The 21,561-nt window shown below is 61.9% G+C and carries 20 protein-coding genes; 10 read left to right on the plus strand and 10 right to left on the minus strand.

Annotated features, from left to right (window positions below; genetic code table 11):
- Positions 1–13: 13 nt before the first annotated feature.
- Together LOY34_RS14925 and LOY34_RS14930 are read left to right on the plus strand one after the other, a co-directional pair.
- Positions 14–898 (plus strand): dihydrodipicolinate synthase family protein, encoded by an 885-nt coding sequence (locus LOY34_RS14925; RefSeq protein WP_195884322.1) that lies wholly within the window; start codon positions 14–16, stop codon positions 896–898.
- A 160-nt stretch (positions 899–1,058) separates the two neighbouring features.
- Positions 1,059–2,588, plus strand: coding sequence for a catalase (locus tag LOY34_RS14930; protein WP_195884323.1), 1,530 nt, complete (start codon positions 1,059–1,061; stop codon positions 2,586–2,588).
- Here the strand turns inward: LOY34_RS14930 and LOY34_RS14935 are convergent.
- A complete protein-coding gene (locus LOY34_RS14935) occupies positions 2,557–3,588 on the minus strand; it encodes an AraC family transcriptional regulator (protein WP_195884324.1) in 1,032 nt (343 codons plus the stop codon). The two genes, LOY34_RS14930 and LOY34_RS14935, sit on opposite strands and share 32 nt — an antisense overlap.
- A 170-nt stretch (positions 3,589–3,758) precedes the next feature.
- Between LOY34_RS14935 and LOY34_RS14940 the strand changes: the two genes are divergently transcribed.
- From LOY34_RS14940 to LOY34_RS14950, 3 genes are read left to right on the plus strand one after another with little or no spacing between them, the layout of a single operon-like run.
- On the plus strand, positions 3,759–4,943 hold the full coding sequence (locus LOY34_RS14940) for an acetyl-CoA C-acyltransferase family protein (RefSeq protein WP_045198067.1): 1,185 nt from the start codon (positions 3,759–3,761) through the stop codon (positions 4,941–4,943).
- A gap of 14 nt (positions 4,944–4,957) precedes the next feature.
- Complete coding sequence (locus LOY34_RS14945) at positions 4,958–5,806, plus strand: 3-hydroxybutyryl-CoA dehydrogenase (protein WP_195884325.1); 849 nt, start codon at positions 4,958–4,960, stop codon at positions 5,804–5,806.
- An 11-nt stretch (positions 5,807–5,817) separates the two neighbouring features.
- Positions 5,818–6,411, plus strand: coding sequence for a TetR/AcrR family transcriptional regulator (locus tag LOY34_RS14950; protein ID WP_195884326.1), 594 nt, complete (start codon positions 5,818–5,820; stop codon positions 6,409–6,411).
- 1 nt (position 6,412) lies between these two features.
- Here LOY34_RS14950 and LOY34_RS14955 read toward each other — a convergent pair whose 3' ends face one another.
- The 7 genes from LOY34_RS14955 to LOY34_RS14985 form a co-directional block, all read right to left on the minus strand.
- The gene (locus LOY34_RS14955; protein ID WP_195884327.1) at positions 6,413–7,060 is read right to left on the minus strand and encodes a DUF2931 family protein; all 648 of its coding nucleotides are present in this window, start codon (positions 7,058–7,060) and stop codon (positions 6,413–6,415) included.
- Positions 7,053–8,813, minus strand: coding sequence for a PAAR domain-containing protein (locus LOY34_RS14960; RefSeq protein WP_258663408.1), 1,761 nt, complete (start codon positions 8,811–8,813; stop codon positions 7,053–7,055). Before LOY34_RS14960 ends, LOY34_RS14955 begins: the two co-directional genes overlap by 8 nt.
- A gap of 107 nt (positions 8,814–8,920) precedes the next feature.
- Positions 8,921–9,298 carry a response regulator gene (locus tag LOY34_RS14965; RefSeq protein WP_093381910.1) on the minus strand — a complete coding sequence of 126 codons (378 nt, stop codon included), beginning with the start codon at positions 9,296–9,298 and terminating at the stop codon, positions 8,921–8,923.
- Positions 9,299–9,351: 53 nt separating this feature from the next.
- Positions 9,352–10,578, minus strand: coding sequence for a hybrid sensor histidine kinase/response regulator (locus LOY34_RS14970; RefSeq protein WP_045198057.1), 1,227 nt, complete (start codon positions 10,576–10,578; stop codon positions 9,352–9,354).
- Positions 10,572–11,147, minus strand: coding sequence for a chemotaxis protein CheB (locus LOY34_RS14975; protein WP_195884329.1), 576 nt, complete (start codon positions 11,145–11,147; stop codon positions 10,572–10,574). The genes LOY34_RS14970 and LOY34_RS14975 overlap by 7 nt, the downstream gene beginning before the upstream one ends.
- Positions 11,144–11,965 carry a protein-glutamate O-methyltransferase CheR gene (locus tag LOY34_RS14980; RefSeq protein ID WP_045198052.1) on the minus strand — a complete coding sequence of 274 codons (822 nt, stop codon included), beginning with the start codon at positions 11,963–11,965 and terminating at the stop codon, positions 11,144–11,146. Before LOY34_RS14980 ends, LOY34_RS14975 begins: the two co-directional genes overlap by 4 nt.
- Positions 11,962–15,453 (minus strand): response regulator, encoded by a 3,492-nt coding sequence (locus tag LOY34_RS14985; protein ID WP_195884330.1) that lies wholly within the window; start codon positions 15,451–15,453, stop codon positions 11,962–11,964. Before LOY34_RS14985 ends, LOY34_RS14980 begins: the two co-directional genes overlap by 4 nt.
- Positions 15,454–15,749: 296 nt before the next feature.
- On the opposite strand from LOY34_RS14985, the gene LOY34_RS14990 reads away from it, so the two are divergent.
- Entirely contained in the window at positions 15,750–16,112 is a 363-nt protein-coding gene (locus tag LOY34_RS14990) for a response regulator (protein ID WP_093381907.1), read from the plus strand.
- A 64-nt stretch (positions 16,113–16,176) separates the two neighbouring features.
- Entirely contained in the window at positions 16,177–17,496 is a 1,320-nt protein-coding gene (locus LOY34_RS14995) for a glycosyltransferase (RefSeq protein ID WP_082075442.1), read from the plus strand.
- On the opposite strand, the gene cobF is transcribed toward LOY34_RS14995, so the two are convergent.
- Both cobF and LOY34_RS15005 read right to left on the minus strand, forming a co-directional pair.
- Positions 17,462–18,211: a precorrin-6A synthase (deacetylating) gene (gene cobF / locus LOY34_RS15000; RefSeq protein ID WP_195884331.1), complete on the minus strand. Its 750-nt coding sequence runs from the start codon at positions 18,209–18,211 to the stop codon at positions 17,462–17,464. The two genes, LOY34_RS14995 and cobF, sit on opposite strands and share 35 nt — an antisense overlap.
- Before the next feature lie 72 nt (positions 18,212–18,283).
- A complete protein-coding gene (locus LOY34_RS15005; RefSeq protein WP_093381901.1) occupies positions 18,284–19,573 on the minus strand; it encodes an OprD family porin in 1,290 nt (429 codons plus the stop codon).
- Positions 19,574–19,937: 364 nt separating this feature from the next.
- On the opposite strand from LOY34_RS15005, the gene LOY34_RS15010 reads away from it, so the two are divergent.
- From LOY34_RS15010 to LOY34_RS15020, 3 genes are all read left to right on the plus strand, one after another.
- The gene (locus LOY34_RS15010) at positions 19,938–20,297 is read left to right on the plus strand and encodes a histone-like nucleoid-structuring protein, MvaT/MvaU family (RefSeq protein WP_045198039.1); all 360 of its coding nucleotides are present in this window, start codon (positions 19,938–19,940) and stop codon (positions 20,295–20,297) included.
- 216 nt (positions 20,298–20,513) lie between these two features.
- Entirely contained in the window at positions 20,514–21,035 is a 522-nt protein-coding gene (gene gloA / locus LOY34_RS15015; protein WP_045198037.1) for a lactoylglutathione lyase, read from the plus strand.
- A gap of 272 nt (positions 21,036–21,307) precedes the next feature.
- On the plus strand, positions 21,308–21,556 hold the full coding sequence (locus LOY34_RS15020) for a hypothetical protein (RefSeq protein WP_195884332.1): 249 nt from the start codon (positions 21,308–21,310) through the stop codon (positions 21,554–21,556).
- The last annotated feature ends 5 nt before the right edge of the window (positions 21,557–21,561 follow it).

Consider the following 21,561-nt stretch of genomic DNA (forward strand, 5'->3'; position numbering starts at 1 on the left):
CGGAGTAAATTTCATGTCCAAGACTTTTCACGGCATCATCGGCTACACCATCACCCCGTTCAGCGCCGACGGCGAACAGCTCGACCTCGAGGCCCTGGGCCGCTCGATCGAGCGCCTGATCGAGGGTGGCGTTCACGCCATTGCGCCACTGGGCAGCACCGGCGAAGGCGCCTACCTGAGCGATCTGGAATGGCAGCAGGTAGCCGCCTTCAGCCTGCGTCAGATCGCCGGGCGAGTACCGACCATCGTCAGCGTCTCCGACCTGACCACCGCCGGTGCCATTCGCCGCGCGCGCTTTGCCCAGGAACACGGCGCCGACGCGGTGATGGTGCTGCCGGCCGCCTACTGGAAGCTCACCGAGGAGGAGATACTCGAGCACTACCGGGCCATCGGCGCCAGCATCGAGCTGCCGATCATGCTCTACAACAACCCGGCCACCAGCGGTACCGACATGTCGGTGGAGCTGATCCTGCGCATCGTGCGCGAGGTCGAAAACGTCACCATGGTCAAGGAGAGCACCGGCGACATCCAGCGCATGCACAAGCTGCAGCTACTGGGTGAAGGCAAGGTGCCATTCTACAACGGCTGTAACCCGCTGGCCCTGGAAGCCTTCGTGGCCGGCGCCAGCGGCTGGTGCACCGCCGCTGCGAACCTGATCCCGGCGCTCAACCAGCAGCTGTACCAGGCCGTCCAGGCCAACGACCTGAGCACAGCCAAGGCGGTGTTCTACCGTCAACTGCCGCTGCTGGAGTTCATCCTCAAAGGTGGCCTGCCGGCAACCATCAAGGCCGGTCTGGGCATGACCGGTTTGCTGGTGGGTGAGCCGCGGCGGCCGGTGTTTGCCCTCGACAACGCAGGTCAGGCGCACTTGCAACAACTGCTCAAACAAATGCTGTAGGACGACCGTAACAACCCGGCACTGCAACAGTGCCGGGGACCGGTGCAGAGTCACCCAGCAGTTCCGGAGAAGTCCGACACTGCTTGAAGAAAGCCCATCTGGGGCTAGTGTCCTGCCGTTTCTATCATCGGCTGCTCTAACCCATGACAGGACAGTCACCATGAGCACCCGACGTTTTTCAGGCTTTACCCTGGGCGTACTCGCCTCGGCCGTATTGATTGCCGGCACGGCATTCGCCGCCCCGCTAACTCGCGACAATGGCGCCCCGGTGGGCGACAACCAGAACTCGCAGACCGCTGGCAGTACCGGCCCCACCCTGCTGCAGGACGTGCAGTTGATCCAGAAGCTGCAGCGTTTTAACCGCGAGCGGGTGCCTGAGCGTGTGGTGCATGCCCGCGGTGCCGGTGCCCATGGCGAGTTCACCGCCAGCGCCGATATTTCCGCACTGACCCAGGCCAAGGTATTTACCCCGGGGGAGCGAACCCCGGTGTTCGTGCGCTTCTCCTTGGTGGCGCACGGCCTTCATTCCCCGGAAACCCTGCGCGACCCGCGCGGCTTTGCCACACGTTTCTACACCACCGATGGCAACTGGGACCTGGTCGGCAATAACTTCCCGACCTTCTTCATTCGTGATGCCATCAAGTTCCCGGACATGGTTCACGCCTTCAAGCCCGACCCGCGCACCAACCTTGGCAACGACGCCCGCCGCTTCGACCTGCTCTCGCACATGCCCGAAGCCACCCGCACCCTGACGTTGCTCTACTCCAACGAAGGCACGCCGCTGAGCTACCGGCACATGGATGGCAACAGCGTGCATGCCTACAAGTTCGTCAACCGCGACGGTGAAATCACCTACGTGAAGTTTCGCTGGAAAACCCTACAAGGTCAGAAAAACCTGAGCCCTGGCGAAGTGACCAAGATTCAGGGGCATGACTTCAGCCACATGACCAACGACCTGGTCAATTCGATCAATCGTGGTGATCATCCGAAGTGGGACCTGTATATCCAGACGCTCAAGCCCGAGCAGCTCGCCGGTTTTGACTTCGACCCACTGGACCCGACGAAGATCTGGCCAGATGTGCCTGAACAAAAAGTCGGGCAGATGGTACTCAACCGCAATGTCGGCAACTTCTTCCAGGAAACCGAGCAGGTGGCCCTGGCGCCGTCCAACCTGGTGCCGGGCATCGAGCCTTCGGAAGACCGCCTGCTGCAAGGCCGGCTGTTCTCCTATGCCGACACCCAGATGTACCGGGTCGGCGCCAATGCCGCCGGTTTGCCAATCAATCAGCCCAGGGTCAGGATCAATAACGCCAATCAGGATGGTGCCCTCAACAGCGCGCGTAGTGTCAGCGGGGTCAACTACGAGCCCAGCCGCCTGATGCCACGCCCCTCGACCGAGTCGGCACGTTACAGCCAGCAACCCTTGAGCGGCAGCACCCAGCAGCAAGGCATCGAGCGTCAGCAGAACTTCAAGCAGGCCGGCGAGCTGTTCCGCTCCTATAGCGCCAACGACCGCCGCGACCTGATCAATAGCTTCGGTGGCTCATTGGCCAGCAGCGACGACGAAAGCAAGCACCTCATCCTCGCGTACCTGTACAAGGCCGACCCTGCCTATGGCAAGGGCGTGGCCAAGGTTGCCGGTGGCGATCTGGTAAGGGTCAAGCAACTGGCAGCGCAGCTGCGGGACTGAGCATGCGCTGGCGGTAACTGCCGGGGCTCTCGCCGGTCCATTTCTTGAACGCCCGGTGGAACGCACTGGGCTCCTGGAAGCCGGTGTGCTCGGCGACTTCGGCAATACTCAGGTGCGTCTGGCGCAGGCACTCAAAGGCCATGGCCCGACGCACTTCATCCTTGATCTGCTGGTACGAACGGCCCTCGCGCTCCAGCTGGCGGCGAAAGCTGCTGGGGCTCAGGCCCTGGCGTTCGGCCATGGCCAGCAGGGTCGGCCACTGGCCGTACTGACGGGCACGCAGATAACGGTACACCTGAGCCACCTGGCCATTCTGGTTGCGGTAGCGAATCACCAGCCACTGCGGTGCGCTGCGCAGGAAGGTCTTCAGCGCCGCCAGGTCCTGGACCACCGGCAGGCGCAGGTAATCGGCGGCAAACTCGATCTCGGTACGGCCACCGCCCGTCTGCACGTTGGCGCCCCACAGCAACGGGTCATCGTCCTGGGCCGGGCGTGTGTCGGCCAGTGCCGTTCGATCGATGACCACGCGTCGCCCGACCAGCCAGCACGCCAGGCTGATCACCAGGGCGAGAAAGGTTTCCTCGGCGTAGACCCGGGTCAGCGGATCTTCGATGCCAGTGCGCAGGCTGATCACCGCGCGCCCACCCTTGATCGTCAACTGCCCTCGAATATCACGCAGGAACAACGCAAAGTTGTTCAGGCACTGGCGCAGCGCCCTTTCCAGGTTCGGCTCCTGGATCAGCCCGCGGCAGATCAGGGCAAAGCTGCCCAACGGCATGCCATGGCTGTCGAGGTTGAAGAATTCGTCGTCAAGGGTCTCGATCAGCAGCAACCACAGGCGTGCAAACGCGGGCGCCGGCACCCGTGCGCCAGGCGCTTGGAGCACCGCCGGGTCGATTCCGGCTTCGACCAGCAGCGCCGCCGCCCGCGCCGGTTGCGCGCGCAGGGCATGGAGCATGGTATGGACGAAATAGACGGCGACTGTATCGTTTTCCCGCATGGCGGATTCCGCAAGGGTGTGGCAAAAAATACCAGTGTCACTGGACAGTTATGGCATAGGCCCGTACGCAGGCTTTGCCTAGACTCGAAGCCAACCTGAAGGTGGCTGCGGGCAGCATTCTGGCAGACGCCGGGCCTGCCCCGCCACGCTTTCGCACACTGGAGTCGATCATGAATACCCCGGACATCTATGTAGTCAGCGCTGTACGCTCGGCCATCGGCAGCTTCGGCGGCGCCCTCAAGGACCTGCCCCTGGCGGACCTGGCCAGCAGCGTGACCCGTGCCGCCATCGAACGTGCAGGCGTTGCCCCCGAGCAGATCGGCCATGTGGTCATGGGCAACGTGATTCCGACCGAGGCGCGCGACGCCTACCTGGCGCGGGTAGCGGCCATGAACGCCGGCATTCCCAAGGAAACCCCGGCGTTCAACGTCAACCGCCTGTGTGGCTCGGGCCTGCAGGCCATTGTCTCGGCGGCGCAAAGCCTGCTGCTGGGCGACGCTGAAGCAGTGGTCGCCGCTGGCGCCGAATCCATGAGCCGCGGCCCTTACCTGCTCCCGCAAGCCCGCTGGGGCGCACGCATGGGTGACCTGCAGGGCATCGACTATATGCTCGGCATCCTTCACGACCCGTTCGCCGGCTTTCATATGGGTATCACCGCGGAAAACGTCGCCGAACGCAATGGCATCACCCGCCAGATGCAGGACGAACTGGCCCTGACCAGCCAGCGCCGCGCCGCCCGCGCCATCGCCGAGGGCCGCTTCGCCAGCCAGATCGTGCCGATCGAGATCCCCAGCCGCAAAGGCCCGGTGCGTTTCGAGGTGGATGAACATGTGCGTGGCGAAGTCACCGCAGAGCAACTGGCCGGCATGAAGGCGGTGTTCAAGAAGGACGGTACGGTCACCGCCGGTAATGCCAGCGGCCTGAACGACGGCGCCGGCGCCCTGGTGCTGGCCACAGGTGACTTCGTCAAGCGCCACAACCTGCAGCCGCTGGCACGCCTGGTGGCCTACGCACACGCCGGCGTCGAACCTGAGCTGATGGGCCTGGGCCCGGTACCGGCGACCCGCAAGGTGCTCGACAAGGCCGGCCTGAGCGTTGCCGACCTCGACGTGATCGAATCCAACGAAGCCTTTGCCGCCCAGGCCTGCGCGGTTGCCGGTGAACTGGGCTTCGACCCGGAAAAGGTCAACCCCAACGGCTCGGGCATCTCCCTCGGCCATCCGGTCGGCGCCACCGGGGCGATCATCGCCACCAAGGCCATTCATGAACTGCAGCGCATCCAGGGCCGCTACGCCTTGGCAACCATGTGCATCGGCGGCGGCCAGGGTATCGCCATCGTCTTCGAACGCGTCTGAGCAAGGATTTAAAAGTGAGTATTCAGAACATTGCAGTAATCGGTGCCGGCACCATGGGCAATGGCATTGCCCAAGTCTGTGCGGTTGCCGGTTACCAGGTCACCTTGATCGACGTTTCCGACGCCGCCCTGGAGCGCGGCCTGGCCACCCTGCGCAAGAACCTCGAGCGCCAGGTCAGCAAGCAGACCCTGGCCGCAGAAGATGCCGAAGCCGCCGTGGCACGCATCCGCACCAGCACCGACTACGCGCAACTGCAACAGGCCGAACTGGTGATCGAGGCGGCCACCGAGAACCTCGAGCTCAAGCTGCGCATCCTCAAGCAGATCGCCGCCAGCGTCAGCGACCAGTGCGTGATCGCCACCAACACCTCGTCGCTGTCGATCACCCAGTTGGGCGCGGCGGTCAGCCAGCCGGAGCGCTTTGTTGGCGTGCACTTCTTCAACCCGGTGCCGATGATGGCCCTGGTCGAGATCATCCGCGGCCTGCAAACCAGTGACGCCACTTACGCCAAGGCCCTGGCCCTGACCGAAAAGGTCGGCAAGACCCCGATCAGCGCCGGCAATCGCCCGGGCTTTGTGGTCAACCGCATCCTGGTGCCAATGATCAACGAGGCGATCTTCGTGCTCCAGGAAGGTCTGGCCAGCGCCGAAGACATCGACACCGGCATGCGCCTTGGCTGCAACCAGCCGATCGGCCCGCTGGCCCTGGCCGACCTGATCGGCCTCGACACCCTGCTGGCGATCATCGAAGCCTTCCACGAAGGTTACAACGACAGCAAGTACCGCCCTGCTCCGCTGCTCAAGGAAATGGTTGCCGCCGGCTACCTGGGGCGTAAAAGCGGTCGCGGCTTTTTCACCTACTAGGGAGCCCTGCCATGGACGCCGCTTTGCGTTGTGCGAACTTTGAGGAGCGGCGTGACAAGGCCCTGGAGCTGTTCGCCGAGAAGGGTTTCGGCCAGGTCAGCATGCGCGAACTGGCCGCCCACCTGGGCCTGACTGCAGGCTCCTTGTACCACCACTTCCCGAGCAAGCAGCACTTGCTGTTCGACCTCATCGAGGAGTTGTTCGAGGAGCTGCTGGCCACCCTTAACCCGGGGCGGCGCAGCCAGCAACAGACCCTCGGCGAGGTGATTGCCGCGCACTGGAGCCTGCATACCGAGCGGCCGCTGCAGTTTCGCCTGGCCGAGCGTGACCTGTGCTGTTTGAGTGTCGAGCAGCAAGCGCGCATCGGCCAACTGCGTCAACAGTATGAAAGCGCCCTGCTGCGCCTGCTGGCGCCCAAGGCAACTCTGCACGGCAAGGCACTGCAAGCCACCGCCCATGTCATCGCCAACCTGCTCAACAGCCTGCCCGGCTGGCTGCAAACCTCGCAACTGCCCCAGGCCCAGGGCCTGGCGCTGATGGAAAGCATGCTGCTGGGCGGAATCGAGCGGACCCTGCGCGGTGAAAGCCTGAACTCGATGGCCTGACTTACCAGGCGCCATAGGGGATACCGTGGGCGTCGATGTAGGCTTGGGATTCGGGTTCCAGGGGTAGGTAGCCAACGCTGGAGCGCCCCAGGTCCGGTCCCAGTGGCACTATGCGACCGACCGTTCGAGTCACCTTGATGCGCTCAAGGCAAACTCCACGCAGCCAGGTTTGGGCGACACCGCCAGGGGCCAGGCCGATGGTCACGTATGTACGGTAGTTATCGATGACTCGATCATTCAAAGGACAATAGGCGCGCTCAGGTTTCAACATGCTGTGGCGCGTTGCCTCAGGAATCTCAATGACTACTTCGTAGGTCTGTGCTTCGGCCAATGATTGCCAGCGTACATAAATCAACTTGGGTAGATCACTCCCCGATACATATTTTCCCGACCCCACTCCCGTGCGCGTTGACCAACCATCCTCAGGCTTGAATGTAAAATCCATTCTGGCGTTCCCGCCCATGACTCGTCTGAACCCGCGGCCCTTAATGTCCAGCACATCGGCAGTCTCAATCCACACGGCCATGTGGGTAGGCGCCACAAAACCCAAATACCATGGGCCAGCAGGCAGCCGAGTACTGTCTTGACCTGCACACCCTGCAAGCAGCAAAGCAGTGAGCAGCAGCACGACTCGCCAGGTACTACTCATTGGGTAATACCGTGCGTTGACCGTTTGCATTCGGCCTATGGATAAACACCACTTCTGTGCTGTCGCGTACTAGATAACCCAGGGGGTTCCAATGGCTGGACAGATGAATGTATCGAGTACGCAATAATGTCTCTTCATCAGGGGTGAGCCCAGTACTGGCCCGATCGCCTAGCGCATAAGCGGTCAGTTTCGCTGCAATCCCCTGAAGCTCATCGGGCAAGTCCGGTTGATCACCAATTTCATGGAACGGCACACCACTTCGTATGCCAAGTTCGCGCATAATGCGCAAATAGACCCACGATAAATCGGCAAACACATCGCGCTCACATCGAATAAAGGCAAATACACGCTTGTACGGGTGTGCGTCTCGATTGGGAATAAAGGGCAGGTCCACCGACCATGTAACTATGTTCATTTGCAACTTCAGGCGTTCCCACTTCGAGCGATTGCGCAAGTAATCTTCCTGTACTTTTAGATAGGACTGGCTCCGTTCGTTGGCCAGGCTACGTAGCTCGACACTGCTACGCGGCCTGGACAGCAAGACTTTTTCTCGCATACGTGGCAGGTAACCTCCACCGACATCAGAGTGCGCACCAGGCACCTCGATATCATTATCGGTTCGGGTCAGAGGGAAATTTTTGCGCCACTCATCCCTTGCCACCAGTTGTACGACCTTATGGGCAACACCTGCCTTGAGGCCCATTTCCACACCAGAGTAGTTAGCGTTCGCCGGACTGAAGTTACCGCGAAGAACCGCAACAATCGCTGCAACAGAATCAAACAGGCCAATAAACTGAATGTTCAAATGACGTTTTGAGTTCCAGTCGAAGTCATCAGAAAGTATGACGCGCACCGGCCAGCGTGCTGCCAGACCGCCGCGCTTGCCCCTGTGAAGACTGTTAGCAAAGTGCCTCGCCGCGGCAGCGCCTCGGCTGAAGCCAAACAGGTCAAATTGCAGTTCGGATACTTTTGCCTGAGGATTTTCATCAAACCAAATGTTGACCTGATTCAAGACCTCGGCATGTGCCTGTTCTGCCCGAGCAATCACCCCTGTCCCGTATCGACCGGTTGCCTGAGAAAGAGCGGAATCCTTGCCCCCGCTCGTAGTGCCGACCCCTTCGATATAGACCTTGAGCACCACCTGGCGCCTGCCCTGCTGTTCATCACCCCACACCCGATCCTGATACAACTCATACAACCGCGCGACATTGGTCATGTCATTGCCGTAGCTGTCATCCGGCACACTCCCCTGGCCGTCATAGCCATACCTGGCGCAATGGCGACGCACTTCCTCGGCGTCCTCTGCCAGCTCTACATCGCGGGCAAAACACTGGGCGACGGTGGCGCTGTTGGCCAGGTTGTTGCCCGTGCCATCAAAGAACACGCCAATACGCAGGGTGACGCCATTGTCTGCCTCGACCTCTTCCTCCTCTTCTTCGAGGGCAATAGCGGGCGGTAGCGATCGCCCGGTGGTGGTCAGGCCCATGCGTGCGCGCCGCTGGCTGGCAATCAGCGTGTGGCTGCCATAAGGGCAGGCGCAACGCACCAGGTGACCTTCGCCGGCCACCGCCTGGCCGCTTACCCGGTAGGCCGGGTTGCCCTGGGCAATTTCGCCGGTACGCTGGCAGCGAGGGCAATACACCGGGTCGCCCATGCGGGCGATGGGCCGACCGCCAAGCGGGTGCTTTGCGCAGCCATTGCGTACTTCACCACCGGTGCTGGTGGCGTCTCCCTTGCGAACGATAAAGCGCATGCGCCGACTCCCTGTGGCGACTCACAAGGGTGCTATCGGACGCTTTTTTACTCGGCGGGGAATATCAGCCACCCATGCTGGATGGCGTGGGAAGAGTCAGCAGGCTCCTAGCGCAATTGCTCCTGAATCTGCTCGCGCAAGCTGTTCAGGTCGAACGGCTTGGCCAGGATCGGCGCCTTGAAGGCGATCGGGCTGCCTGATTCGCGGATTTCCGCGGGGTAGCCGCTGATGAAGATCACCTTCAGGTCCGGGCGCATCTTCACCGCAGGTTCGGCGATCTGCACCCCGGTGATTCCTCCCGGCAAACGAAAATCGGTGACGATCAGGTCCAGGTGCGGCTTGCTCGCGAGAATCTTGAAAGCTTGCTCACCGTTCTCCGCCACCAGCACGTGGTAACCCTCGCCCTTGAGGTAGTCCTCGAGAATCATGCGAATCACTGGCTCGTCTTCGACCACCAGTACTACGTCTTGCGCATCTTCACTCATGCCAATGCCTTGTTCGATAAAATATTCAGCTGTTTGGCTATACGACCCCGGCCTCAGGCAGAGGTTGCCTGGTGCCGGTCATTTTCCCGCAGCGATTGCGGCAGCGGCAGACGCACGGTAAAAGTCGCGCCCGCACCCTCAATGCTGTGCACGCTGATGCTGCCGCCATGGGCCAGCACAATCTGCTCGGAGATATACAGGCCAAGGCCCAGGCCGGCGCTGCTCTGGCTGGAGGCAACCCGCTCGAACTGCTGGAAAATCCGCTGCTGGTTATGCTCGCTGATGCCGATGCCGTGGTCGCGCACTTCGACGCAGGCCATGCCGCCTTCCTCGAAGGTGCGCACCTGCACCGGGCTTTTCGCCCCATAGCGCAGGGCGTTGGTCAGCAGATTGGCGACCACCTGCTCGATGCGAAACTCGTCCCATACGCCGGCCAGCGGCACGCCGGCGTTGAACTCGATATGCGACTCGGCAGCTGCGGCCTGGGCCTGGAAGTTCTCGATCAAGCCGCCGACCAGTTGCCCGAGGTCGAACTGGCTTGGGCGGATCGACAGCTTGCCGGTGCGGATCCGCGACACGTCGAGCATGTCTTCGATCAAGCGGATCAGGCTGTTGATCTGCCGCTCGTCGCGCTCGACCATGGCGCGCATCTTGTCCAGGGTAAAGGCATCGGCGTTGTCCTTGGCCAGGTGCAGCTTGCGCAACTGGGTTTCCAGAATCAGGCCGTTGAGCGGCGTGCGCACCTCATGGGAGACGATCGACATGAAGTCATCGCGCATGCGCACCGCGTGCTCAAGCTCCCGGCGGGTCACCTGCAACTGGGCCAGCAGCAGTTCCTGCTCTTCGCGGCTGCGCTCCAGGGCTTCCAGTTGCTGGCCGAGGGCCTTGCGCTGGCGGAACAGGTCGACGAACACCGCCACCTTGCTTTTCACCGCCAGGCTGTCCAGCGGCTTGTGCAGGAAGTCCACCGCGCCGCTTTCATAACCCTTGAAGGCATAGTTCATTTCGCGCCCGGCGGCGCTGACGAAGACGATAGGGATGTTCTTGGTCTTCTCGGTGCCGCGCATCAGTTCGGCCAGCTCGAAGCCGTTCATGCCGGGCATCTGCACGTCAAGAATGGCCAGGGCGAATTCGTGCTCGAGCAGCAGCGCCAGGGCCTGGTCGGCGGACTGGGCCTGGTGCACCTCGCGGTCTTCGCCTTTGATCAACGCCTCCAGGGCCAGGAGGTTCTCCGGCAGGTCGTCGACGATCAGCAGTTTTGCTTGTATGTGCCTTAGCATTCTGGGGCTTCCAGGCTGGCGAGCAGTTGCCCGATGCCATTCAAAGGGAGTATGTAGTCGGGCCGATGCAGGGCCAGCGCCGCACGCGGCATGGTCGACACTTGCGCTTCAAGCGGGTCCTGGACAATGGTCCGGCCGCCTTGGCGCTTGATGCAGGCAAGGCCGCGGGCACCGTCCTCGTTGGCACCGGTCAGCAGCACGCCAAGTAGGCTCGCGCCGTAGGCATCGGCGGCCGACTCGAAAAGGAAATCGATTGAAGGCCGGGAAAAATGCACGCGCTCTTCCTGGCTCAACGACAGGCTGTGGTCGCGCTCCACCGACAGGTGATAACCGGGCCCGGCCACATAAATGGTGCCGGGGGCGATGTCTTCCTTGTCGCGCGCTTCGCGCACCGGGCGCTTGAGCCTGCGGGCAAGGACCTCGGCCAGGTGGCTGCGCCGGTCATCCGGCAAGTGCAGCACGCACAGCAGCGGAATGCGAAACGCCGGCGGCAAGGCATGAAACACCGTGAGCAAGGCACTGACGCCGCCCGCCGAAGCGCCCAGGGTAATCGCCTGAACGCCGTTCATGATTTGCGGTAGATCCGTTCGGGCTTGACCAGCGCCTCGAACTTGTCGGCATAGGCCGAAAAGTCCAGGGTTTCCTTGCTGCCCAGCACCAGAAAGCCGCGATGGCACAATGACTCGTGAAACAGGCCAAACGCGCGGTCCTGCAGGGTCTTGTTGAAGTAGATCAGCACGTTGCGGCAGGAGATCAACTGGGTTTCGGAGAACACGCTGTCGGTGGCCAGACTGTGGTCGGCGAAGGTCACGTTGTCGCGCAGGCTGCTGTCGACGATGGCGTTGCCATAGGCCGAGGTGTAGTAGTCGCTGAGCTCACCGCGCCCGCCGGCCTTGCGGTAGTTGTCACCGTACAGGCGCATGTTGTGCATGCTGTAGATGCCCTGCTTGGCCTTCTCCAGGGAGCTGGGGTTGATGTCGGTGGCATAGATGATGGTGCGCTCCAGCAAGCCTTCTTCACGCAGCAGGATGGCCATCGAATAGACCTCCTCGCCGGTGCTGCAACCGGCGATCCAGATCTTGATCGAAGGCCAGGTACGCAGCAGCGGCACCACTTCCTGGCGCACTGCAAGGAAGTGCTCGGGGTCGCGGAACATCTCGCTGACCGGGATGGTCAGGAACTGCAGCAACTGCATGAACATGCCCGGGTCGTGCAGCACCCGCTCCTGCAGGGCCGAGACGGTCTTGCAGTCGAACTGGCGCAATGCGTGCTGGATCCGGCGCTTGATCGAGGCGCCGGAGTAATCGCGAAAGTCATAGCTGTACTTGAGGTAGATCGCCTCGATCAGCAGCCGTATTTCAATGTCGGTGTTGCGTTCGATACTCAAATTCGCTCCAGTTGCGGCAGCCAGACACGGATCAGCGAGAACAACCGGTCAAGGTCGATGGGCTTGGCCAGGTAGTCATTGGCCCCGGCCTGCAGGCAACGCTCCTGGTCATCCTTCATCGCCTTGGCGGTGACGGCGATGATCGGCAGCTTGCGCCAGCGCGGGTCCTTGCGGATCAGGCGGGTGGCTTCGTAGCCGTCCATCTCCGGCATCATCACGTCCATCAGCACCAGGTCGATGTCCTCGTGCTGCTCCAGGCGCTCGATGGCTTCACGGCCATTGCGCCCGATCTCGACAATCGCGCCCTTGTGTTCCAGAGCGCTGGTCAGGGCAAAGATATTGCGCACATCGTCATCCACCAGTAGCAGCTTGCGGCCCTCGAAGACCTTGTCGCGGCTGCGCGCGGTCTTGAGCATGCGCTGTCTTTCATGGGACAGCTTGGATTCGACTTTGTGCAGAAAAAGCGTCACTTCATCGAGCAGGCGCTCGGGCGAGCGCGCGCCCTTGATGATGATCGAGCGCGAGTACTTGAGCAGGTCGGCTTCTTCTTCGCGGGTCAGGTTGCGCCCGGTGTAGACGATCACCGGCGGGAACGCGCGGATGTCGTCGTCGGACATGCGCTTGAGCAACTCGTTGCCGAGCATGTCCGGCAGCTTGAGGTCGATGATCATGCAGTCGTAGATATTCTCGCGCAGCAGGTCCAGGGCCTGCTGGGCCATGCCCACCGCGGTGATCTCGATGTCTTCGTCGCCGATCAGGCGGGCAATGCTTTCGCGCTGCAGGTCATCGTCCTCGACCAGCAGGATGTGCTTGAGCTTCTGGGTCAGCTTGGCTTCCAGGCGCGCGAACACCTGCTTGAGTTCTTCGCGGGTGGCGGGTTTGACCGCGTAGCCGATGGCGCCCATGTGCAGCGCCGCCTCGACCCGGTCCTCGACCGAGATCACATGCACCGGAATGTGCCGGGTGCTGGCCTGCTCTTTAAGGCGCTGCAGCACGGTGAGACCGGAATGGTCCGGCAGGCGCATGTCCAGCAACACCGCATCGGGAATGAAGCTCGCCGCCAGTTCAAAGCCCTCGTCGGCAGCCTGGGCCACCAGGCAGCTGTAGCCCAGTTCGTGGGCCAGGTCGAAGAGGATACGGGCGAAATTCGGCTCGTCTTCGATCACCAGGATCAAGCGGTTGCTGAACGGCGCCTTGTCGCGGTCGTCGGCAAAGCTCGGCGCCGGGCGTGCTAGCGGCGCAGGCGCAACGGGTGCCGGCAACGGCGCGCTGACCAGGCGCGCTGGCTGATGAACGATCTGCACCGGGCTCTGATCGACAATCGGCTCGTAGCGTTCCGGCAGGACCAGGCTGAACACACTGCCCTGGCCCAGGCTGCTGTCGACACTGATCTGCCCGCCCAGCAACTGCGCCAGGTCACGCGAGATCGACAGGCCCAGGCCGGTGCCGCCATACCGGCGGTTGGTGGTGCCATCGGCCTGGTGGAAGGCTTCGAAGATGCTCTGCTGCTGGTCGGCGGCGATGCCGATGCCGCTGTCGCGCACCGAGAAGACAATGCCGGCGCCGGGCTGCCAGCCGATAGTGAGGCTGACTTCGCCGCGTTCGGTGAACTTCACCGCGTTGGACAACAGGTTCTTGAGGATCTGCTCCAGGCGCTGGCGATCGGTGTACAGGGTCGCCGGCACCTGCGGCTCGACCGACACCGTGAAGCTCAGTTGCTTCTCGCTGGCCAGCGGCTCGAACAAGTTGCGCAGGCCTTCGCTCAGGCGCGCCACGTGGGTGGTTTCCGGGCGCACTTCAAGCTTGCCGGCCTCGACCTTGGCAATGTCGAGAATATCGTTGATCAGGTTGAGCAGGTCGTTGCCCGCCGAGTAGATCGACTCGGCAAACTTGACCTGCTCGCCGGTGAGGTTCTCTTCGCCGTTCTCGGCCAGCAGCTTGGCCAGGATCAGCGAGCTGTTGAGCGGCGTGCGCAGCTCGTGGGACATGTTGGCGAGGAACTCGGACTTGTACTTGCTCGAGCGCTGCAGCTCTTCGGCGCGCTCCTGCAGCTCGACCTGGGCCTGGTTCAGTTCACCGTTCTTGCGGTCCAGCACATCGCGCTGCTCGGCCAGGGCTTCGGTGCGCTCGGCCAGTTGCTCGTTGGTCTGCTCAAGCTCGGCCTGCTGGGTTTCCAGGTGCGCCTGGGACTCCTTGAGCACCCGCGATTGCTCTTCGAGCTCTTCGTTGGCGGTTTTCAGCTCTTCCTGCTGCACCTGCAGCTCTTCGTTGAGCTGCTGGGTTTCGGCCAGCACTTCCTGCAGGCGCTGGCGGTAGCGGGCGCTCTCGATCGAAGTGCCCATGTTGCCGGCCACCAGCTCGAGGAATTCGATGTCGCGTTCATCCAGGCTGCGCAAGAAGCCCAGTTCAACCACGCCGTTAATCTGCCCGTCGTTGCTGGTCGGCATCACCAGCACGCTGCGCGGCAAGCCCTGGCCCAGGCCGCTGCTGACCTTGAAGTAGTCAGCCGGCAACTCGTCCAGGCGCAACAGGCGCTCCTGCATCACCGCCTGGGCCAGAATGCCTTCGTGGCTGCCGACCAGTTGCTCTTGCCCGGCCTGCTCGGCCGACATGCCGTAAGTGGCCACCCGGCGCAGGCCGCCGTGCTCGTCACGGGCGTACATGGCGCCGACGGCACTGCCCAGGTAACCGGCAAAAAAGCGCAGGATGTTGTTGCCGAGCATCGGCAGGGTCAGTTGCCCCAATACCTGGCCGGCCAGCTCGGTCTGCCCGGTACGCAGCCAGGCCTGGCGCTCCAGGCGCTGGTTGGCCCGTTGCTGCGACTCAAGGCCGCTGGCGTAGCTGCCCGACAGCGCCAGCAGGTCGCGGCGGCCCAGGTAGGCCAGCAGGCCACTGAGCAGGATGACAAACACCAGGTATGCCGAAATCGACACAATGGTGGTGGTATTCACCGTTTCGTTGCGGGCCACCCGCAGCTGATGCTCCATGGCAATGAACGCGTCGAATTCCTTGCGGATTTCGTCGGTCAGGCGCTTGCCCCGTCCGGAGCCGACGGCTTCGCGGAAATTACCATTGTCGCGGCGCAGGCTGATCATGTTTGCGGCGAAGGTGTTCCACTCATCCTGCAGGCCCAGCAGGCGCTGCAGGCGGTCAACCTGCTGCGGGTTGTCGGCCACCAGTTGTTCCAGGCCCTTGATGCCGGCAATCACCTGCGGCTTGGCCACCTCATAGGGGTCGAGAAAGCGCTCCTCGCCGGTGATCAGGAAGCCGCGCATGCCGGTTTCCATGTCGATCGACAGTTTCACCGTCTCGTTGGCGTTGTTGATCACCCGGTCGGTGTGCTCGACCCATTGAATGGCCGACAGCAGGTAGCTGATGATCGTCACGAACACCACCGCACTGAGCAGCCCTACCCCCAGGGGCAGGCCGATGTTGCGGGTCAGCAGCTTGCGAAAGCTGCGCTGATCGATTGAGGCTGGTTGAATCATCTCAAGACGCCCGAGCTAAGGAAGCAAACGAAAGAGTGTGGCGGAATTTTCGAGTAATCGTTCTATTTTCCGCGGGAACGGCCATTCTGCCAGCCCTTCCTACTCCGAGTCTAAACGCCTTTGGCCATTCTGGCAGGGCATTTAGCCAGCATTTGAGAGGTGTCGCGCGCAAACGTTCCCTGCTTTTTCAATGACCGCTATGCTGTTCATTCGGGAGGCTTTTTTCAGCGCAGAGGGAACTTCAGGGCGTGCCCGGCTTACAGATAATGAACAGACTTTTGTACAGGAATACCGCCATGCCGCAGACATCCCCGCCCCTGCTCGTCGTTGAAGATGACGATATCGTGCGCATGCTGACGGTCGAGGTGCTTGAAGAGCTGGGCTATCAGGTGCTGGAAGCGGCTGATGCGCACACGGCGCTGGTGGTTTTGCAAAACACGCAACAATCCCTGGCCTTGATGCTCACCGATGTCGGCCTGCCGGACATGAACGGCAAGGACCTGGCCGTCAAAGCCCGGGAACTGCGGCCGGAGCTGCCGGTGCTGTTTGCCAGCGGCTATGGCGACGTTGACATACCGCTCGGCATGCACCAGATAACCAAGCCATTCAGCATCGACCAGTTGCGTGACAAGGTGCAGGGTATTCTCCAGGCCATTTAGTGCACCTACCGGCCCGCCCGGAATCTGCTTTAATACGCACTTTTTGCCAAGGTCCCCGATGCCCATGCCCGCCCCTGCCCTCAACGTCCTGGTCATCGGCTACGTGTGGCCCGAGCCGCGCTCCTCAGCCGCCGGCTCGCACATGATGCAGATCCTTGAAAGCTTCGTGCAGCGCGGTTGGCGCGTCACCTTCAGCAGCCCCGCAGCCATTGGCGAGCACAAGGCCGACCTGGCGAGCCTGGGCATCGGCGAACAGGCCATTGCCCTCAACGACAGCAGCTTCGACGCGTTTGTCAGCGAACTGGCCCCGGACGTGGTGCTGTTCGACCGTTTCATGATGGAAGAGCAGTTCGGCTGGCGCGTCGAAAAACATTGCCCCAACGCCCTGCGCGTGCTGGAAACCTCCGACCTGCAAAGCCTGCGCGATGCCCGCCAGCAACTGCTGCGCCGGCGCCTGATCGAAGGCCTGGACCCGAATGACTTTCGCGCGCTGTTCAACACCTCCGGCCCCGACCTCTATCGGCAGATGGCCAGCGCCGACCTGACCCTGCGCGAACTCGCCGCCATTTACCGCAGCGACCTGAGCTTGATGATTTCCGATGTCGAGATCGACCTGCTGATCAACGGCTTCGGTGTGCCCGAGCACTTGCTGCACTGGTGCCCGCTGATGCTCGACGCCCCCAGCGAGCCGTTCAAGCCATTTGCCGAGCGCGCGCATTTTCTCAGCATCGGCAACTTTCGCCATGCGCCTAACTGGGACGCGGTGCTGTGGATGAAGAACAGCCTGTGGCCGATGATCCGCCGGCGCCTGCCACAGGCGCAGCTGCACATCTACGGCGCCTACACCCCGCCCAAGGCCACGGCGCTGCACAAACCCGCCGAGGGCTTTCACATCATGAACTGGGCCGAAGACGCCCTTGAAGTGATGAGCAACGCGCGCATTTGCCTGGCGCCGCTGCGGTTTGGCGCCGGGATCAAGGGCAAGCTCACCGACGCCATGCAGTGCGGTACCCCCAGCGTCACCACTCCCATCGGCGCCGAAGCCATGCACGGCGCCCTGCCCTGGCCCGGGGCAATCGCCGAAACCGCCGAAGGCCTGGCCGAAGCCGCCGCCGCCCTGTACAGCGATGAAGCACGCTGGAACCGCGCCCAGCAGGACGCGCTGCGCTTGCTCGGCGCACGCTACGACCGGCGCCAGCACGCCAGCGCCCTGGTCGAGCGTATCGAGTACGCCCTGGCCGACCTCGACCAGCACCGGCTGTTCAACTTCACCGGCGCCATGCTCCGTCACCACCAGCACAAAAGTACCCAGTACATGTCGCAGTGGATCGAGGCCAAGAACCGCCTGGCTACAGCGGCCGACGCAGCAGATAAGTGTCCATGATCCAGCCCTTGCGCGCCCGTGCCTGTTCACGGGCGGCGAGGATCTGCGCCTTGACCTCCAGTAGCGGCCCGGCGATCAGGACCTGATCGGCGCTACCCAGGTAAGCGCCCCAGTAGATATGCAACTGCGGATCGTCCAGCGCGGCAAAGGCGCACTGGCCGTCGAGCATCACCACCAGGTTGTCGATGCACGGCTGTTCAGCCAGGCGCCGGCCAGGCAGCACGGTCAGTGGCTCGCCGATACGGTTCAAGGGAATACGGTGAGCGGCGGCCAGGGCCTGGACGCTACTGATGCCGGGGATCACCTCAAGCGACAGGGCCACGCCACGGGCCTGGACCAGGTCGAGAATACGCAGGGTACTGTCGTACAGGGTCGGCTCGCCCCAGAGCAGGAAAGCGCCGCATTCGCCGTCAGCCAGTTCGTTTTCGATCAGGTTGGCGTACAACGCCGCACGCTGCTTGTGCCAGTCCTCGACGGCGCCAACGTAATCGCTGGCAGCGCCATCGCGCAGGGGGTCTTCGACCTGAACCAGGCGATAGCCGGGCTTATCGATGTAACGCTCGAGAATGTGCTTGCGCAGTTGCAGCAATTCGTCCTTGACCACACCCTTGTCGAGCACGAAGAACACCTGGGCCCGGTTCAGCCCGTCGATGGCTTGCAGGGTGATCTGGCGCGGATTGCCCGGCCCGATACCAATCAACAGCAGTTGTTTCATTGCGCGTCGCTTCCATGATTCAGCCAGCCTTCATAGTCGGCTGGCCGAAGCACAATGGCAACGTACTGCGCTTTAGAAAATCGAGAAGTTGTAGCTGACGATCACCCGGGTTTCGTCCATGTCGCGGGCATACTTCTCATAGTTGCTGCGGTAGGTGGAGTTACGCAGGCGCACGCTGACATCCTTGAAGGTACCGCTCTGGACCTGGTACTTGAGTTCGCTGTCGCGCTCCCACTCCTTGCCCTCGGCCAGGCTGCCCGGGACCTTGATATGGTCGCCGTTGATGTAGCGGGTAAAGAAGCTCAGGCCCGGCACACCCATGGCCTTGAAGTCGTAGTCGTAACGCAGTTGCCAGGAACGCTCCTGGGCCGCCGCGAAGTCGTTGACCTGGGCGTAGTTGACCAGGTACGGGTTGCTGCCATCCAGGTACGGCATGGCGTTCTCGCCATACATGCGCTGCCAGCCGGCACTGACCTTGTGACCACCAAGGCTGTAGCCGAGCATACCGCTGAAGGCGCGGTGATCGATGTCACCGGCGCGGGCACGGCCAATGTCATCGCTTTTTATCAGGCGCAGGTCGGCCGACAGGCTGCCGACGCTCAGCGGCTGGCTGGCCACCAGGCCGAAAAAGTGCTGGCGGTAGATGTTTTCAAGTTTGCCTACCTGGTATTGCGCACTGAGGCGGTCATTGAACTTGTAGTCGATCCCGGCCATGTCGAAATGATCGGCCGTGGTACCACAGGCGTAGCGCTTGTTCTTGCAGTGAACGCGAATGTCCTCGCGGTCGGTCGAGTCCCGCGCGGTGTACTTGTCCAGGCGCGCCACGGTGAACTTCAGGTCCTTGAATTCTTCGGAACTCAGCATCGCGCCCTGGAACATCGTCGGCAACAGGCGGCCGTCGTTGTACTTGAGCAGCGGCATGTCCGGCATCATCGAACCGACCTTGAGCACAGTCTGCGAATAACGCATCTTGCCGGCTACGCCCATCTTCGCGTACTGGTCTACCGAACCACGCGGATCATGTCCGCTGGAGGGCAACAGACCACTGTTGCTATCGGCCGGACTGGAGTCGAGTTTGAAGCCGAGCATGCCGATGGCATCTACACCAAATCCTACAGTGCCTTCGGTATAACCAGACTGCACATTGAGAATAAAGCCCTGGGCCCACTCTTCGCGTTTCGACGCGCCCTGGTCGGAACTGGTATGACCATCGCGAAAGTCACGATTGAAGTAGACGTTGCGTGCTTCGACTTTGGCGCTGCTGTCTTGAAGAAAACCAGCGGCCTGTGTCGAGACAGCAGCAAACATCGCGAGCAGGCCGACAAGGCTGCGCCCGGGCGCGAGAGGGTATGGGGCAAACATGAGAAGCGAAATCCGAAAGAAAGGCAAAAAACAACCGGCGCCGATCCCGGCGCCGACAATGCTCCCAGCGTCGATGGCAGTCGACGGTGACCGATCATGATCTCGCAACCGCTCTATTTCGGGCCATTGGACCATGGTCTAAGGCCGCCGGCGGAATATTGACTAGTTCTTTGGTCAAGGTCCGGTGGCAATTAAGAAAGTTCCATAACACACAATATAAAAGTTTAATGTTTACCCACTGCGCGACGACTACTACACTCTTTATTAGTGCGATGTTGTGCCCAACCCGGTGGCGGCTGCGTTATACAGAATGTTGCTATCTACACGCATGCCGGGCCACTGCAGACTTAAAGGAGTGATGACAGTGTCCAGACTTGCAGAGTTCCGCGCCGCCGAAAAGGCCCTTCAGGAACAAATGGCGCAATTGGAGGCGCTGAAAAAGGACGCCGGCCTGAAGCGTGAAATCGAGTTCGAGAAGAAACTTGTCGACCTGATGAAACACTACGACAAGGGCCTGCGCGATATTGTCGCGATCCTCGACCCGAAGGCTACCCACAAAGCCTCGCCCAGTGCACCGAAACAACGCCGTGCGCGGGTGGTAAAGGTTTATGAAAACCCGCACACCGGCGAGTTGATCGAAACCAAGGGTGGCAACCACCGCGGCCTCAAGGCCTGGAAGGAGCAGTACGGGGCCAAGACTGTCGACAGCTGGTTGCGCAGGTGAAAAAACCCTTCACACTTTTTTCACATCGACTGGCTCAGGATGAAGACTGCTAACGGACTAGCGCCCCATACGCCCGCTTCGGCGGGCTTCTAATTCTTGCGCCCCGCCCCACAAAGGCGGGGCGCAAATCGTTTGCGCAATCGCTTCAGTTCCGTATCATGACGCCCTGACTGTTTTGCTGGCAGCGCTATTGCCAGCCTCAAATGCGGAGAGCCCATGAGCCTGAACCATCTCGACACCCTCCCTGGTGTCACCGCGCAACCGGATGCCGCGACCCACAATTTCGTTTTCAACCACACCATGCTGCGGGTCAAGGACGTTGCCAAGTCCCTGGACTTCTACACCCGCGTGCTGGGCTTCAGCCTGGTCGAGAAGCGCGACTTCCCCGAGGCCGAGTTCAGCCTGTACTTCCTCGCCCTGGTCGACAAGGCGCAGATCCCGGCCGATGCTGCCAAGCGCACCGAGTGGATGAAATCGATCCCGGGCATTCTCGAGCTGACCCACAACCACGGCACCGAAAACGACGCCGGGTTTGCCTACCACAACGGCAACACCGACCCGCGTGGCTTCGGTCATATCTGCATCTCGGTGCCGGACATCCGCGCCGCCTGCGAGCGTTTCGAGCAACTGGGCGTCACCTTCCAGAAGCGCCTGAGCGACGGCCGCATGAAGCACCTGGCATTTATCAAGGACCCGGATGACTACTGGGTCGAGATCATCCAGCCGACCGAGTTCTGATCCTTCTCGCCGGTTCCCACGGTGTGCGCCAGAGCTGTGGGAGCCGGGCTTGCCGGCGATCGAGCGCGCAGCGCTCGCAGCCAACTATTACACCTGCAAATCACGTATTACGGTCTAGCTTGCGAGGATCACGCCCCATCAACGGATTGCTGCCGGCGTTTCGCTGAAGCTGACGTTCGTCGGCCCGGATCCAACCGCGCCGCTGCTGTGGTATACCCGAAAAAGCACCCTGACTGAGGCGCTTTCGATACCACAGCAGCGAGGTAAGGACGATGAAAACCCTTCAATGCGAGCATCGCAACCACACCATCACCGCCAGCGTCGAAACCCACCCCGGCATCCCCACGCCCTATAACGCCGGCTGCCTGATCACCGATCCCGAAGGCCACACCAGCCGGCGCTTGTCATTGCCAGTGAAGATGGCCTACCTGGCCGACCTGGAAAACGCCCAGCATGCGGCGCTGGCCCACGGCAAGTGGCTGGTCGATCAGCAACTGGACAGGCGCCAGCAGCTGTTCTGAGGCAC

This window comes from Pseudomonas sp. B21-009 (genome assembly GCF_024749345.1).
GTDB lineage: Bacteria > Pseudomonadota > Gammaproteobacteria > Pseudomonadales > Pseudomonadaceae > Aquipseudomonas.

Bases quoted from the DNA above. Each gene is read 5' to 3' on its own strand.
- LOY34_RS14985 (WP_195884330.1), bottom strand. From the start codon at position 15,453: ATGATTCAACCAGCCTCAATCGATCAGCGCAGCTTTCGCAAGCTGCTG.
- LOY34_RS14995 (WP_082075442.1), top strand. From the start codon at position 16,177: ATGCCCGCCCCTGCCCTCAACGTCCTGGTCATCGGCTACGTGTGGCCC.
- cobF (WP_195884331.1), bottom strand. From the start codon at position 18,211: ATGAAACAACTGCTGTTGATTGGTATCGGGCCGGGCAATCCGCGCCAG.
- LOY34_RS14955 (WP_195884327.1), bottom strand. From the start codon at position 7,060: ATGAGTAGTACCTGGCGAGTCGTGCTGCTGCTCACTGCTTTGCTGCTT.
- LOY34_RS14935 (WP_195884324.1), bottom strand. From the start codon at position 3,588: ATGCGGGAAAACGATACAGTCGCCGTCTATTTCGTCCATACCATGCTC.
- LOY34_RS14940 (WP_045198067.1), top strand. From the start codon at position 3,759: ATGAATACCCCGGACATCTATGTAGTCAGCGCTGTACGCTCGGCCATC.
- LOY34_RS14950 (WP_195884326.1), top strand. From the start codon at position 5,818: ATGGACGCCGCTTTGCGTTGTGCGAACTTTGAGGAGCGGCGTGACAAG.
- LOY34_RS15005 (WP_093381901.1), bottom strand. From the start codon at position 19,573: ATGTTTGCCCCATACCCTCTCGCGCCCGGGCGCAGCCTTGTCGGCCTG.
- LOY34_RS14990 (WP_093381907.1), top strand. From the start codon at position 15,750: ATGCCGCAGACATCCCCGCCCCTGCTCGTCGTTGAAGATGACGATATC.
- LOY34_RS14965 (WP_093381910.1), bottom strand. From the start codon at position 9,298: ATGAGTGAAGATGCGCAAGACGTAGTACTGGTGGTCGAAGACGAGCCA.
- LOY34_RS14960 (WP_258663408.1), bottom strand. From the start codon at position 8,813: ATGCGCTTTATCGTTCGCAAGGGAGACGCCACCAGCACCGGTGGTGAA.
- LOY34_RS14975 (WP_195884329.1), bottom strand. From the start codon at position 11,147: ATGAACGGCGTTCAGGCGATTACCCTGGGCGCTTCGGCGGGCGGCGTC.
- LOY34_RS15020 (WP_195884332.1), top strand. From the start codon at position 21,308: ATGAAAACCCTTCAATGCGAGCATCGCAACCACACCATCACCGCCAGC.
- gloA (WP_045198037.1), top strand. From the start codon at position 20,514: ATGAGCCTGAACCATCTCGACACCCTCCCTGGTGTCACCGCGCAACCG.
- LOY34_RS14930 (WP_195884323.1), top strand. From the start codon at position 1,059: ATGAGCACCCGACGTTTTTCAGGCTTTACCCTGGGCGTACTCGCCTCG.
- LOY34_RS14925 (WP_195884322.1), top strand. From the start codon at position 14: ATGTCCAAGACTTTTCACGGCATCATCGGCTACACCATCACCCCGTTC.
- LOY34_RS14970 (WP_045198057.1), bottom strand. From the start codon at position 10,578: ATGCTAAGGCACATACAAGCAAAACTGCTGATCGTCGACGACCTGCCG.